The 13,532-nt window shown below is 65.6% G+C and carries 12 protein-coding genes; 7 read left to right on the top strand and 5 right to left on the bottom strand.

Going from position 1 to position 13,532, the window contains the following annotated elements:
- The first annotated feature begins 64 nt into the window (after positions 1–64).
- Positions 65–2,347: a TonB-dependent hemoglobin/transferrin/lactoferrin family receptor gene (locus AC1DEZ_RS07395; RefSeq protein ID WP_476779220.1), complete on the top strand. Its 2,283-nt coding sequence runs from the start codon at positions 65–67 to the stop codon at positions 2,345–2,347.
- Positions 2,348–2,531: 184 nt separating this feature from the next.
- On the opposite strand, the gene AC1DEZ_RS07400 is transcribed toward AC1DEZ_RS07395, so the two are convergent.
- The 3 genes from AC1DEZ_RS07400 to AC1DEZ_RS07410 form a co-directional block, all read right to left on the bottom strand.
- Positions 2,532–3,359: an RNA methyltransferase gene (locus AC1DEZ_RS07400; protein ID WP_476779221.1), complete on the bottom strand. Its 828-nt coding sequence runs from the start codon at positions 3,357–3,359 to the stop codon at positions 2,532–2,534.
- Between the two features lie 182 nt (positions 3,360–3,541).
- Positions 3,542–4,681, bottom strand: coding sequence for a dipeptidase (locus tag AC1DEZ_RS07405; RefSeq protein WP_476779222.1), 1,140 nt, complete (start codon positions 4,679–4,681; stop codon positions 3,542–3,544).
- Between the two features lie 196 nt (positions 4,682–4,877).
- Positions 4,878–6,128 (bottom strand): NAD(P)/FAD-dependent oxidoreductase, encoded by a 1,251-nt coding sequence (locus AC1DEZ_RS07410; protein ID WP_476779223.1) that lies wholly within the window; start codon positions 6,126–6,128, stop codon positions 4,878–4,880.
- Positions 6,129–6,392: 264 nt separating this feature from the next.
- On the opposite strand from AC1DEZ_RS07410, the gene AC1DEZ_RS07415 reads away from it, so the two are divergent.
- The 6 genes from AC1DEZ_RS07415 to AC1DEZ_RS07440 all read left to right on the top strand — a co-directional run bounded on the left by AC1DEZ_RS07415 (position 6,393) and on the right by AC1DEZ_RS07440 (position 11,745).
- On the top strand, positions 6,393–7,364 hold the full coding sequence (locus tag AC1DEZ_RS07415) for a hypothetical protein (protein ID WP_441512994.1): 972 nt from the start codon (positions 6,393–6,395) through the stop codon (positions 7,362–7,364).
- Positions 7,365–7,417: 53 nt separating this feature from the next.
- The gene (locus AC1DEZ_RS07420) at positions 7,418–8,110 is read left to right on the top strand and encodes a glutathione S-transferase family protein (RefSeq protein ID WP_476779224.1); all 693 of its coding nucleotides are present in this window, start codon (positions 7,418–7,420) and stop codon (positions 8,108–8,110) included.
- 163 nt (positions 8,111–8,273) lie between these two features.
- Positions 8,274–8,957: a ribulose-phosphate 3-epimerase gene (gene rpe, locus AC1DEZ_RS07425; protein ID WP_476779225.1), complete on the top strand. Its 684-nt coding sequence runs from the start codon at positions 8,274–8,276 to the stop codon at positions 8,955–8,957.
- Positions 8,958–9,097: 140 nt separating this feature from the next.
- Positions 9,098–10,405 (top strand): adenylosuccinate lyase, encoded by a 1,308-nt coding sequence (purB, locus tag AC1DEZ_RS07430; protein WP_476779359.1) that lies wholly within the window; start codon positions 9,098–9,100, stop codon positions 10,403–10,405.
- 39 nt (positions 10,406–10,444) lie between these two features.
- Positions 10,445–11,023, top strand: a complete 579-nt coding sequence (locus tag AC1DEZ_RS07435) for an RBBP9/YdeN family alpha/beta hydrolase (protein WP_476779226.1) — start codon at positions 10,445–10,447, stop codon at positions 11,021–11,023.
- A gap of 50 nt (positions 11,024–11,073) precedes the next feature.
- Positions 11,074–11,745, top strand: a complete 672-nt coding sequence (locus tag AC1DEZ_RS07440; RefSeq protein ID WP_476779227.1) for a class I SAM-dependent methyltransferase — start codon at positions 11,074–11,076, stop codon at positions 11,743–11,745.
- Between the two features lie 127 nt (positions 11,746–11,872).
- Here AC1DEZ_RS07440 and AC1DEZ_RS07445 read toward each other — a convergent pair whose 3' ends face one another.
- Together AC1DEZ_RS07445 and AC1DEZ_RS07450 are read right to left on the bottom strand one after the other, a co-directional pair.
- A complete protein-coding gene (locus AC1DEZ_RS07445) occupies positions 11,873–12,988 on the bottom strand; it encodes a branched-chain amino acid ABC transporter substrate-binding protein (RefSeq protein ID WP_441512989.1) in 1,116 nt (371 codons plus the stop codon).
- Positions 12,989–13,116: 128 nt separating this feature from the next.
- Positions 13,117–13,491 (bottom strand): DUF6867 family protein, encoded by a 375-nt coding sequence (locus AC1DEZ_RS07450; RefSeq protein ID WP_441512988.1) that lies wholly within the window; start codon positions 13,489–13,491, stop codon positions 13,117–13,119.
- Positions 13,492–13,532: the final 41 nt, after the last annotated feature.

The raw sequence follows: 13,532 nt of genomic DNA on the forward strand, positions 1-13,532 counted from the left end.
TTTATACTCATTTTAAATTGCCGTTCAGGCCGAAGGCCCGTGCGGCAAGGACGGGATACGGGCGATGGGGAATCTTTCCGGCCGGCTTCGCGACAGCGTGGCGCTTGGAAGCCTGGCATTGGCGCTTTTTGCTTCGACTGCCGAAGCGCAACAGCGGAACCAGCAGGCGGCGCCTGCACCAAGCTCGGTCGGCGAGGCGCCGGTCGTGCTGGATCAGATCAATGTGCAGGGAGAGGGCGTGCCGGGCGGTGCGCTGGTGAGCGGGCCGACGACGACGCGCGTCACGCGCCAGGAACTCGACCGCGAGCAGATCCAGAGCCTGACGGACCTGTCGAATCGCGTCGAGGCGGGCATCACCTTGAACCGCCAGACCAACTCGCTCAATATCCGCGGCCTCGATGGCGCGCGCGTACTGACGACAATCGATGGCATCCGCCAGCCCTTCCTCATCGATACCCGCGTCAATCGCGGCGCCCAGAACGCCTTCGATTTCGATTCACTGTCGACGCTCGATCTGCTGCGCGGCGGCAGCGGGGCCAGCACGCTCGGCAGCGGTGCGCTCGGCGGCGCGCTTGCGGTGCGCACGCTCGACCCGGAAGACCTGCTGCGCGATGGCCGCTCCTACGGCGCGCTCGCCAAGACCGGCTATGACAGCACCGACCGCGCCTGGTTCGGCAGCGCGGCAGCGGCCGCCAGGACGGGGAATACCTCCATGCTGCTGCAGGGCGGCTTCCGCAACGGGCACGAGACCGACAACAGGGGCGACAACAAGACGATCGGTGCAGCGCGCACGGCGCCCAACCCGGCCGACTTCAACCAGTACAACTTGCTCGGCAAGATCTATCAGGATGTCGGCGAGCACCGTTTCGGTATCCAGGGCGAGTTCTTCAAGCGCGCCGACCGGGTGCAGACCCGTACGAACACCGTTTCGCTGACCGGGAATTTCCGCCCCGGCTCCTATGAGACCGGCGAGGATGTCGAGCGCAACCGCGTTTCGCTGAGCTACGACTACAAGATGCCGGGCTCGTTCTTCGACGAGGCCCATGCCGTCGCCTATTGGCAGCGCCTGAAGCGCAACGACCTCGTCAACGCCTGGCGCTACACCAGCATCGTCGGTCCCTATGCGCGCGACAACGAGAACGAGGAGAACGCCTACGGCTTCAACGGCCACGTGATCAAGAACTTCCAGACCGGCGCGCTGACGCACCGCCTGCTGCTCGGCACCGAACTGCGGATGTCCTCGCTCGAGCAATTCTCGTCGGGTGTCGACAACTGCCCGGCCAGACCGGCCTCCGGCCTCTTCACCGCGCCGTACACCACCTGCAACAACCTGCACACCAACCAGGCCGACCAGCCGAAGGTCGACGGCAAGCTCCTCGGCATCTACGCGCATGACGAGATCGGCATGCTCGACAACCGGCTGCGCATCACGCCCGGCGTCCGGTTCGACTGGTATGAGGAAGAGCCGCAGAACACCCCGGCCTATTTCGCAGGCGGGTCACGGCCGACGAGCCTGCCGCGGTCTTCCAGCGACACTGGCTGGTCGCCGCGCATTCGCCTCGAATACGACGTTCTCAAGAACGCTCCGTGGGTGAAGGACGTGACCTTCTTTGCCCAGTGGGCCAAGACTTTCCGCGCCCCGACTGCGAACGAACTCTATGGCCGCTTCGGCGGGCCTGGGACCTATCTGCGCGTCGGCAATCCGGACCTGCGTCCGGAAGAGGGCAACGGCATCGATGTCGGCTTCCGCTTCGGCGATAAGCAGGTCGGCGGCTCGGTCACCTATTTCTACACGAAGTATCACAACTTCATCGAGCAGCAGCAGATCGCCCCGCCGGACGCGATCTACCCGCAAGGCGGCATCACGAGCTTCCGGAACATTCCGCGCGCCGAGATTCAGGGCGTGGAAATCAACGGGCGCTATGCCTTCACGGAGAACTGGCTGGTGCGCGGCTCCTTCGCTTACACCCGCGGCGTGAACCAGACCGACAATACCTACCTGAACTCGATCCCGCCGGTGCAGGGCATCCTCGCCATTGCCTATGGTACGGATGCGTGGGGTGCGGAGGTCTCGACCAAACTCGCAGGCAAGCGCGATAACGTGGCGGCAACGACCGGCTCCAATCAGGGCTTCCGGGCGCCCGGCTACGCGATCTTCAATGCGTCGGCGTGGTGGCGCCCGATGCCGCAGATCGCAGACCTTGAATTGCAGATCGGCGTCTATAATATCTTTGATCGCAAGTACTGGGATGCGGTCAACGTTCCTACCGGAGTGCTGGCACAGGCTCGCGATTACTATACCGAGCCGGGCCGCACCGTGAAGGCGACGTTGAAGTATCAATTCTGACCGGGTGTTTCGAGACCCCCCGACCAGACGAGCCGGCCCTTCGGGGCCGGCTTTTTTCTTGAGCGGCTTCCAGCTGCGCCGTCATTCTTGGGCGAAGCGAAGCTTCGACCCGAGAAACTCTTGCAGGAAAGGGCGCTTTCTCGTTCTGAGATGCTCGGGTCAAGCCCGAGCATGACGGCGGAGGTCAATCTTCGGCCTGGCTCGCCTCGTCGGCCTGCCGCGCCAGCAGGCGCGCTTTCTTGGGGCCTTCGACGAGTGACTTGAAGACACCGCGCAGCGTGCGAGCCTCCTGCTCGGTCATGTCGAGCCGGTGCAGGACGTCGCGGAGGTTGGCGGTCATCACCGGCTTCTTGCCGGGCGGGAAGAAGCCGCAGAGATCGAGCTCGGCTTCAAGATAGTCGAACATCGACAGGATCATCTCGCGCTTCGCCGGCGGCGAGGGGTTGTTCTCGCGGAAGGGCGGCTCGCCATTGGTCGTCTTGAACCATTCATAGCCGTTGAGCAGCACGGCCTGGGCGAGGTTGAGCGAGGCGAAGGCCGGATTGACCGGGAAGGTCAGGATCGCATCGGCAAGGCTGATCTCCTCATTGGTCAGGCCGATGCGCTCGCGCCCGAACAGGATGCCGACGCGTTCACCGGAGCCGATGCGGCCCGCGACTTCCGGCATCGCCTCGGCCGGCGTCAGCACGCGCTTCATCTGGCCGCGCTCGCGGGCCGTCGTCGCCAGCACATGGTTGAGATCGGCGATCGCTTCGGCCGCGCTGGCATAGAGCCGGGCGTTCTCAAGGATATGCGTTGCGCCGGAGGCAGCCGCAGTCGCGCCCTTTTTGAGGCCGCCGCCGCTGGGCCAGCCGTCGCGCGGAGCGACGAGGCGCATCTCGGATAGGCCGAAATTCGCCATGGCGCGGGCGCACATGCCGATGTTCTCGGCGAGTTGCGGCTCGACCAGGATGACGATGGGGGCGGCCGCCTGGACGGACGGGCGGGTGCGGTCTGTGCCGGAACCGGTCATGGGAGAAATGAAATCTTGTTTTCGCGATGAGTCTTGATCACGCCCGCGATGGCCGGGCGTGATGGGCAAGCTCATACGTCATGCTCGCCTCTGTGGCGAGCATCCACGTTTTGAAGACGAATTGCGACAAGTGAAGACGTGGATGGCCGGGACGAGCCCGACCATGACGAGGCTCGGAGCGTTCAGCCCGCCGCCTGCTCCACCGCGCGCAGCACGCGCTGGGTGTTGCCGCTGGCTAGCTTGGCGAGGTTCTCCTCGGACCAACCGCGGCGGATCAGCTCCGCGATCACAGACGGAAAGGTGGTGGTATCCTCGAGCCCGTTCGGATTGACCCAGCCGAAGAAATCCGAGCCGATGCCGACATGGTCGTGGCCGATGCGCCTGGCGAGATATTCGACATGGTCGCAGTACTCGGGCAGCGTCGCCGTCGGGCGCGGGCCGGACTTGGCGACGATCTCCGCCTCGACCTTTGCATAATCCATGCTCTCGGGCGTCTTGCCATACTGGTCCTTGGCCGGGCGATGCCAGTCGCGCGAGGCCTGGCTGATGAAGTCCGGCACGAAGGTCGCCATCACGACGCCGCCATTGCCGGCGACGCGGTCGAGCACGTCGTCGGGGACATTGCGCGGGTGGTCGCAGAGCGTGAAGGCGTTGGAATGCGACCAGACAACGGGTGCGCGGGAGATGTCGAGCGCGTCATGCATCACCTTCGGCGCGACATGGGCGAGGTCGATCACCATGCCCAGCCGGTTCATCCGGCGCAGGACATCCTTGCCGAAATCGGTGAGGCCGTTGTGGCGCGGCGCGTCGGTGGCGGAGTCGCACCAGTCGGTGGTGTCGTTGTGGCAGAGCGTCATCAGTCGCACGCCGAGATCATAGTAGGCGTCGAGCGCATCGAGCTCATTGTCGAGCGCCGTGCCGTTCTCGATCGTCATGAACAGGGCGATGCGGCCCTCCGCCTTGGCGGCCTCGACATCGGCTGCGGAAAGGCCGGGACGGAATGCGTCGGCATGGCGCTTCAGGATGTCGCGCATCAGCGCGATCTGGGCCAGCGCGAAGCCGGCGGGCTTGGCCTGCTTCGGCGGGACATAGGCCGCGAAGAACTGCGCCGCCATCTTGCCGGCCTGCATGCGCGGGATGTCGGTGTCGCCCTCGGCATGGACCTTGTCGAGGCCGTAGGTGGCGACGTCGCCCCTGGCCCTGGCATCCTTGCGAATGACGTAGGGCAGGTCGTTATGGCCATCGATCAGCGGCACGCGATCGAGCAGGGCGAGCGCGGCGGCGTAGGCATTGTCCTGGACGGGTGGTTTGGCGAGGGCCATGGCGAGGTCTCGGTCAGGAATCGGGAGGCGGATCGTGGCAGGGAGCGCGCCGGCAGGCGAGGGGGCCTGGCGCAGGGCTGACCGTCTTCCCGCGTCATGCTCGGGCTTGACCCGAGCATCTCATGCCGACGGGGCGCCTCAATCGGCTGGAGGTTCTCGGGTCCGCGCGGACGCGGCCCGAGAATGACGGCGCTGCTTAGACGAAACGCGACGGCGCGAAGGGCGTCGGATCCACGAAGACCTTTTGACCGCTGACCATCTCGGCGACCATGCGGCCGGTGACGGCGGCGAGCGTCAGGCCGTGATGAGCGTGGCCGAAGGAGAACCACAGGCCCTTGTGCTTCGGAGCCGGGCCGATGATCGGCATCATGTCCGGGGTGCAGGGCCGGCGGCCGAGCCAGGGCTCGGCATCAACGCGCTCGCCGAGCGGGAAGAGCGCCTTGGCGATCGGCTCGGCCCGTGCGAGCTGCACCGGGGTCTTGGGCGCGTCGCGATCGGCGAACTCGGCGCCCGTGGTCAGGCGGATGCCCTGTAGCATCGGCGCAAGGAAATAACCACGCTCGGTGTCGAGCACCGGATGGTTGAGCACGGCGTTGCCCTGCGGTTTGTAATGCATGTGGTAGCCGCGCTTGACCGCGAGCGGCAGATGGTAGCCGAGCTTTCTGGTCAGCACATCGGCCCAGGGGCCGAGCGCCACGACGACGTCCCTGGCCTCGGCCTTGGTGCCGTCGGCGAGGGTGACGCTCCAACCGGCGCCGCTCTGCGCCAGCGTTGCGGCATCGCCGATGGCGAGCTTGCCGCCGAGCTTCTCGAAGAGCGCGACATAGGCCTTGGACAGGCCGAGCGGATCGACGACCGTAACCGGATCGGTCCAGTGCAGGCCGCCGATCAGGCTGGCATGGTCGAGATGCGGCTCCTCGGCCTTGAGCGTGGCCATGTCGAGGGCGCGGTAGTTCACGCCGAATTCGCGCTTCCAGCGGGCGGCCTCGGCGAGGCGCTCCTCGCGCTCACGCTCGGTGCGGAACACCTTCATCCAGCCCTTGCGGCGCAGAAGCTCGGTCGCGCCGGCTTCCTGTGCGAGCGCATCATGCTCGGTGACGCAGTGCTCGATCAGCTTCTCGTATTTGTGGGCGATCGCTTCGTGATGAGAGGCGCGCGAATGCATCCAGTAGGAGAGCAGGAACGGGGCGAGCTTCGGGAGCGCGCTCCAATGATAGGACGCATCGATTGTATTGTTCATCGCGTAACGGATGAGCGCGCCGAAATCATGCGGGAAGCCGTAGGGGTAGACACCCTCGCGCTGGATCAGGCCGGCATTCCCGTAGCTGGTCTCTTCGCCCGGTCCGCGCCGGTCGACGAGCAGGGTGGAGCGGCCGGCCTTTTGCAGGTGAAGCGCGACCGAAATGCCGACGATGCCGGCGCCGAGAACGATCGTATCCACCTTCATGATCTACTCCTGCCAACCCCTTTTCCCGCAAAATACCGGTTTGCACCGACTTGTCAGCGTTGCGACCGAATTTTGCGCAGGATCGCGGAATCTTTCGCAGGGTCTGCGTCATCTTCGCCAATTTGGCCTTGGTCACTAGAAATACGGGCAGGATGGCACAATTTTATGCCGGCGCAGGACCGCTCCGCTCGGCGCGCAGGTGACGCATTGGGCGCGATGGGCCAGTGTGCCGGCTGTTTCGCGAATGATTCCAGAGCCGTGCCGATGCGTCCAGTCGCCCTTCTCGCCGCCGCGCTCGCATGGCTCGGGCGCTACGGCACGCAAGGCTTCGCGCTGTCCATTTTCCTTGGCCTCGCGCTTCCGCAATTCTCCGCCGCGGCGCGGCCGGTGCTGCCTATCACCATCTTCTGCTTCACGACCGTCGTGTTCATGCGGGTCGATCTCGGCGTCACCGCCCGGCTGCTGCGCCGGCCGGCAAAGCTCGCGGCCTCCTGCCTGTGGCTGATCACCGGTCCGGTGCTGCTGATCGGCGGGGCGCTGCTCCTCGTCGGGCGCGAGAACCTTGATCCGGGGATCGTGCTCGGGCTCGCGATCATGGGGTCGGCGCCGCCGATCATGTCCTCGCCGGCGGTGGCGATCCTCTACGGCTTCGAGCCGTCGCTGATCATCGCCAGTGTCATCGTCACCACGATTTTGAGCCCCATCATCGCGCCGTTGCTGGTCGAGTTGCTGGCCGGCGCGGCCGTGCCGCTCGACCGCTCGGTGCTGATGCTGCGGCTGCTGATCTTCATCGGCGGCGGCATGGCGGTCGCCTTCACGCTGCGCGCCTGGCTCGGCGTCAAGCGGATCAAGGCGATGAAGGCCAATCTCGATGGCTTCGGCGTGCTGATGTACTTCATCTTCGCCATCGCCGCGATGGACGGCGTGACGCGGGCCGCACTCGACAATCCCCGGCTCGTTCTCTTCGTGCTGGCCTGCGTCTTCGCGGTTTCGGCGGCGGGGCTGATCTCGAGCTGGCTCGTGCTGCGGAGACTGCCGGCGTCGGAGCGCTTCATGATCGGCTACGGCACCGGGCAGCGGAATATGGGGTTGCTTGTCGCCGCGCTGGGCGCCGGCGTCTCGCCGGCGACCTTCCTGTTCTTCGCGCTGGCGCAGTTCCCGATCTACCTCTTGCCGTGGCTGCTGGGCGGCATCGCAGCGCGAATCCGGCGCAAGGAAGCCATGTCAACCTGCTGACGGGCGATGACGCGGTACCCTGCGAGGCTTCCCTGCCGCAGGAGAACCGCGCCATGATCACACTCTATTCCGGGCCGCTCAGCCTGTTCTCGCGCAAGGTCGAGATCGCCCTTCAGGAGAAGGGCCTCGCCTTTCAGCGCATCATGGTGCCGTTCAACCAGACGACCGGCTACGACCCCAAGCACCCCGAGGTGATCGCGCTCAACCCGAAGGGGCAGGTGCCGGTGCTGAGCGATTGCGGGCTCGTCCTCTACGACTCCACCGTCATCAACGAATATCTCGACGAGGCCTATCCCGAGCCGAAGCTGATGCCGGGCTCCCCGGTCGAGCGCGCACGCTGCCGGCTCGACGAGCTGTACGCGGACGAAATCCTGTTTCAGGCCGTGAAGCCGCTGATGCACCGGACGAGCCCGCCTTCGCCCGACCGCGACCGGCGCATCGCGCAGGAGGCCGACGCGCTGATCGCCGAGGAGGCGCTGACGCGCCACTACGAGGTGCTGGAGCAGAAGCTGGCGGGCCGTGAATTCTTCGGCGGGCGGCTCTCGCTGGCGGATATCGCTCTGTTCATGAGCGTGCTGTTTTCGCTGAGGCTCGGCGGGCCGCCGCTCGACGGCTATCCGGGGCTGGCGGAGTGGTATACGCGCTTGAAGCTGCGCCCGGCTTTCGCGCAGGTGGTGGCGGAGATGGCGGAAGCGGACCGGCGGCTGTCCTATCCTGTGGTGATGCGGCAGGGACGCAGCGCCTGAACATTCAGGCCGTCATTCTCGGGCTAGACCCGAGAAGCTCTTGCAGGAGGAGGCGCCAGAGCCTCCGCGTCATGAGATGCTTGGGTCAAGCCCGAGCATGACGAGGTTGTTTCAGCTCGGTTCGCGATTGCGGCAGGCGGCTCGGGGCGTTAAACCGCCAGCCATGACGCACCCCATCCGGATCGCCCCCTCCATCCTCTCGGCCGATTTCGCCAAGCTGGGCGAGGAGGTGCGCGCGGTCGACGCGGCCGGTGCCGACTGGATCCATTGCGACGTGATGGACGGGCATTTCGTGCCGAACATCACCTTCGGCCCCGATGTGTTGAAGGCGATCCGCCCGCACACAAGCAAGTTCTTCGACGTGCATCTGATGATCGCGCCCGTCGATCCCTATGTCGAAGCCTTCGCCAAGGCTGGCGCCGATCTGATCTCCTTCCATGTCGAGGCCGGGCCGCATCCGCACCGCACGCTGCAGGCGATCAAGGCCCAGGGTAAGCAGGCGGGCATCGTCCTCAATCCCGGCACGCCGGCGAGCGCCGCCGAGGCGCTGATCGAGGATGTCGACCTCATCCTGCTGATGACGGTCAATCCCGGCTTCGGCGGGCAGAGCTTCATCCGTTCCGTCGTCGAGAAGGTTGCACAGGTGAAGGCGCTTATCGGCGACCGCCCGATTGCGCTGGAGATCGACGGTGGCGTGACGCCGGAGACCGCGCCGCTGGTTGTGAAGGCCGGCGCGAATGCGCTGGTCGCGGGCTCCGCCGTCTTCAAGGGCGGGCCTTCGGCCTATGCCGGGAATATCGAAGCGATCCGCAAGGCGGCTGAAGCCGCGCGCGGCGACTGGGTTTGACAATATCGCAGCCCTCATCCTGAGGAGCCGCGAAGCGGCGTCTCGAAGGATGTTCCAGAATGCGCTGGACCATCGTTCGAAACGAGCGCCGTTGGAGCGCTCCTCAGGATGAGGGCTCATTGGGTGACAAGGACGAGACGATGATCCCGCGCTATTCCCGCCCCGAGATGGTCGCCATCTGGGAGCCGCAGACCCGGTTCCGTATCTGGTTCGAAATCGAGGCGCATGCCACCGACAAGCTCGCCGAACTCGGCGTGGTCCCGAAGGAGGCCGCGGCGACCATCTGGGCGAAAGCCAAGGACGCGGTCTTCGACGTCGCGCGCATCGACGAGATCGAGCGCGTCACCAAGCACGACGTCATCGCCTTCCTGACGCATCTGGCGGAGATCGTCGGGCCCGACGCCCGCTTCGTCCATCAGGGCATGACCTCGTCCGATATCCTCGACACCACGCTTTCGGTCCAGCTTGCGCGCGCCACCGATATCCTGATCGCCGATGTCGATGCGCTGCTCGCGGCCATCAGGCGCCGCGCCTTCGAGCACAAGCTCACCCCGACGATCGGCCGCTCGCACGGCATCCATGCCGAGCCTGTGACCTTCGGGCTCAAGCTCGCGCAGGCCTATGCCGAGTTCGACCGTTGCCGTGCCCGTCTCGTCGCGGCGCGCAAGGAGATCGCGACCTGCGCCATCTCGGGCGCGGTCGGCACCTTCGCCAATATCAACCCGCAGGTGGAGGAGTACGTCGCCGAGAAGATGGGCCTGACGGTCGAGCCCGTCTCAACGCAGGTGATCCCGCGTGACCGCCACGCGATGTATTTCGCGACGCTCGGCGTCGTCGCCTCCTGCATCGAGCGGCTGGCGACCGAGATCCGCCATCTTCAGCGCACCGAGGTCTACGAGGCCGAGGAATATTTCTCGCCGGGCCAGAAGGGTTCCTCGGCGATGCCGCACAAGCGCAACCCCGTGCTGACCGAGAACCTCACCGGTCTCGCCCGCCTCGTGCGCGGAATGGTCACGCCGGCGCTGGAGAACGTCGCGCTCTGGCACGAGCGCGATATCTCGCATTCCTCGGTCGAGCGCATGATCGGCCCGGATGCGACGGTGACACTCGATTTCGCGCTGGCACGGCTGACCGGCGTCGTCGACAAGCTGCTGATCTATCCGCAGAACATGCGCCGGAATCTCGACCGGCTCGGCGGGTTGCACAACTCGCAGCGCGTGCTGCTGGCGCTGACGCAGGCCGGGGCAAGCCGCGAGGATGCCTATTCCATGGTCCAACGCAACGCGATGCGCACCTGGGAGCATGGCGAGGACTTCCTGACCAATCTGCTCGCGGACAAGGACGTTGCGGAGAAGCTCTCGGCCTCCGAATTGCAGGCGATGTTCGACGAGGGCTATCACTTCAAGCATGTCGACACGATCTTCCGCCGGGTGTTCGGAGAGGTCTGACGGGCTGGACTTCGGCGCCGGCAGGGCTATCTACGACTGATGAAATCCTCCGACGTCGATATCCTCATCGTCCCCGGCTGGTCGGGCTCCGGGCCCGACCACTGGCAGAGCCGCTGGGAAACCCGGCTCAAGACAGCGCGCCGCGTGGAGCAGGACGACTGGCACAAGCCGTCTCGCCACGTCTGGGCGGAGCGGACCGTGCAGGCGGTGCGCAGCGCGACGCGGCCGGTCGTGCTCGTGGCCCATTCGGCCGGTGTGAGCGCTGTCGCACACGCGGCAGAACATCTGCATCCGGGCGAGGTGGCCGGCGCTTTCCTCGTCGCGCCGGCCTCGGAGAAGGCCAAGCGCGCGATCCCCGGCATGGGGGCCGACTTCGTGGAGCACCGCCGTGAGAGGCTGCCGTTTCCGTCGGTGCTGATCTCCAGCGCGACCGATCCCTACTGCACGCAGGACGAGGCGCGGGAACTCGCCGAGGCCTGGGGCTCGGAATTCGTCGATGCCGGTGACAGCGGCCATCTCAACAGCGAGTCCGGGCATGGGCCGTGGCCAGATGGCTTGCTGCGTTTCGCGGCATTTCTCAAAAGCTTGAGCGCTATTCCTCAGAGATTGAGTCAGTAGAGGCGCTTTCCGCCTGCGAGGCATGCATATCGTCGGCGAGAGTTTCGAGCATGGACGCCTTCTCCGATCCGCAAACCGTTGCCCGCTATGCCCAGGGGCCGCCGCGCCAAGTGCCCGGCTTCGCCGACATGCAGCGCATGGCCATGCTCCTCCTTGCCGAGCGGGCGCCTGACGCGGCGCGGGTGCTGGTGCTCGGCGCGGGCGGCGGCCTTGAAATCAAGGCATTTGCCGATGCGCAGCCCGGCTGGCGGTTCGACGGCGTCGATCCGTCCGCCGAGATGCTCGATCTCGCACGGCTGACGCTCGGCCCGCTGCTCGCCCGTACGGATCTGCATCACGGCCTGATCGACATCGCGCCAGAAGGACCGTTCGATGCGGCCGCCTGCATTCTGACCCTGCACTTCGTTGAACGTGAGGAGCGCCTGCGCACGCTGCGGCAGGTACGACGGCGGCTGAAGCCCGGCGCGCCTTTCGCGGTCGCGCATTTCAGCTTTCCGCAAGGCGAGGGCGATCGCAATCTCTGGCTGTCGCGCTACGCCGCATTCGCGGCCTCGTCGGGCATCGAGCCGGCGCAGGCGCAGAAGGCGCGATCGATGATCGGCGAGCGCCTGCCGATCCTCGCTCCCGAGGAGGATGAGCAGCTTCTGCGCGATGCCGGCTTCGGCGGCGTCAGCCTGTTCTATGCCGGCTTCGCATTCCGCGGCTGGGTGGCGTACGCTTGAGTGGTTCTGCGAGCGCCCCGTTTCGGACATGCGACCGAGACAGGACCTCAACGACCTCTCAACGAAAAACCCGCCCCGGATGCTCCGAGGCGGGCTCTTTCATGTCAGGCCTGATCAGCCGCCGAGATCAGTTCTCAACATAGGTGATCTTGCCGTCGGCACCCTTCTTCCAGGTGTAGACGGTGTAGTCCGGGCGGGTGATGTCGCCCTTCTTGTCGAAGCCGATATCGCCGATCACGGTCTTGACGGGCTGGCCGCCATGCAGCACGTCGGCGATCTTCTTCGGATCGGTCGAGTTCGCGCGCTTGGCGCCTTCGGCCATGATCTGGACGGCGGCGTAGCTGTAGAGGGTGTAGGCTTCCGGCTTGAAGTTCTTGGCCTCGAACTTCTTGACGACGGCGGCCGCCTCAGGACGCTTCTGCGGGTCCGGCGGGAAGGTCATCAGCGTGCCTTCGACGCCGGGGCCGCCGATCGTGGCGAACTCGTCGGTGGTGATGCCGTCACCTGAGACGAGCACGGTCTTCAGGCCCTGGTCGCGCATCTGGCGAACGATCAGGCCGCCTTCGGTGTGCAGGCCGCCCCAGTAGAGATAGTCGGCACCGGCGGCCTTGATCTTCGAGACGAGCGCCGAGAAGTCCTTCTCGCCGGCGTTGACGCCTTCGTAGAGCACTTCCTTCACGCCGCCGGCGTTGAGACCCTTCTTGGTCTCGTCGGCGAGGCCCTGGCCATAGGTGGTCTTGTCGTGGACGACGGCGATCTTCTTGTCCTTGAAGTTCTTCAGCAGATAGGCCGAAGCGACGCTGCCCTGCTGATCGTCACGCCCGCAGGTGCGGAAGGTGTTCCACAGACCGCGCTCGGTGATCTTCGGGTTGGTGGCCGAAGGCGAGATCATCAGGATCCCGTTCTCAGCATAGACTTCAGACGCCGGCATGGTGACGCCGGAGTTGAAGTGGCCGAGGACCCATTTCACGCCGTCGCCGACGAATTTGTTGGCGACCGAGACGCCCTGCTTCGGATCGGAGACATCGTCACCGACCGAGATGGTGATCTTCTGACCAAGGACGCCGCCAGCAGCGTTGATGTCCTCGACCGCTTGCTCGGCGCCGTTCTTGAGCTGCGCGCCGAACGCGGCGTTCGGGCCGGTGATCGGGCCGCCGACGCCGAGCTTGATCTGCGCATTGGCCACGCCGGACATGGCGAGGACCGCGCCGAGCGCAATGCCGCCCAACAGCAGTTTCTTCATGTGATGCAACTCCCCTCGATGATTGACAACGGGCTGGACGGTCCGCCCGTCTCGGTGCGCTTTTGTCACCCTAAGCTGCAGTCTTGCGCTTTTTCGGTGATCTGTCACGCACCAAGCTCGTGAGCTCTTCAGAGCAATTCAGGCCTGATTACGACCCCGGGGCGCGGCTTCCAGCCGAAGGGGCCGGCGCGCTCGAAGAGCCAGTGATATTGCCGCGTCATCTGCTTGGCGCGGTTGTAGCGCCAGCCGGCGAAGCCGAAGGCGAGCAGCACGACGCAGTCGACGATGTAGTAGTGCAGCGTCAGCAGCGTGGCCTGGAACAGCGCGAAATGAATGAAGCGCACGAACAGGCCGAGGATCAGCATGTAGACGACGAGCTGCCAGTTCGGCCGCCAGGTCAGGGCGATGGCGCGGCCGGACATCCAGGCGAGCCAGCCACCCATGATCACGGTGACCAGCAAGAAGAGCCAGACCGTCGGTTCTTCGTAGATGATGCCCTGCATCTCGTGCTCCCGGCTTCACGCGAGGGTGGAAGCGGCCAGCG

The sequence above is a fragment of the Allobosea sp. 10L422 genome (assembly GCF_056395345.1).

Excerpts from the sequence above, each read along its gene's own strand:
- AC1DEZ_RS07395 (WP_476779220.1), top strand. The coding sequence starts at position 65 with ATGGGGAATCTTTCCGGCCGGCTTCGCGACAGCGTGGCGCTTGGAAGC.
- AC1DEZ_RS07400 (WP_476779221.1), bottom strand. The coding sequence starts at position 3,359 with ATGACCGGTTCCGGCACAGACCGCACCCGCCCGTCCGTCCAGGCGGCC.
- AC1DEZ_RS07405 (WP_476779222.1), bottom strand. The coding sequence starts at position 4,681 with ATGGCCCTCGCCAAACCACCCGTCCAGGACAATGCCTACGCCGCCGCG.
- AC1DEZ_RS07410 (WP_476779223.1), bottom strand. The coding sequence starts at position 6,128 with ATGAAGGTGGATACGATCGTTCTCGGCGCCGGCATCGTCGGCATTTCG.
- AC1DEZ_RS07415 (WP_441512994.1), top strand. The coding sequence starts at position 6,393 with ATGCGTCCAGTCGCCCTTCTCGCCGCCGCGCTCGCATGGCTCGGGCGC.
- AC1DEZ_RS07420 (WP_476779224.1), top strand. The coding sequence starts at position 7,418 with ATGATCACACTCTATTCCGGGCCGCTCAGCCTGTTCTCGCGCAAGGTC.
- rpe (WP_476779225.1), top strand. The coding sequence starts at position 8,274 with ATGACGCACCCCATCCGGATCGCCCCCTCCATCCTCTCGGCCGATTTC.
- purB (WP_476779359.1), top strand. The coding sequence starts at position 9,098 with ATGATCCCGCGCTATTCCCGCCCCGAGATGGTCGCCATCTGGGAGCCG.
- AC1DEZ_RS07435 (WP_476779226.1), top strand. The coding sequence starts at position 10,445 with ATGAAATCCTCCGACGTCGATATCCTCATCGTCCCCGGCTGGTCGGGC.
- AC1DEZ_RS07440 (WP_476779227.1), top strand. The coding sequence starts at position 11,074 with ATGGACGCCTTCTCCGATCCGCAAACCGTTGCCCGCTATGCCCAGGGG.
- AC1DEZ_RS07445 (WP_441512989.1), bottom strand. The coding sequence starts at position 12,988 with ATGAAGAAACTGCTGTTGGGCGGCATTGCGCTCGGCGCGGTCCTCGCC.
- AC1DEZ_RS07450 (WP_441512988.1), bottom strand. The coding sequence starts at position 13,491 with ATGCAGGGCATCATCTACGAAGAACCGACGGTCTGGCTCTTCTTGCTG.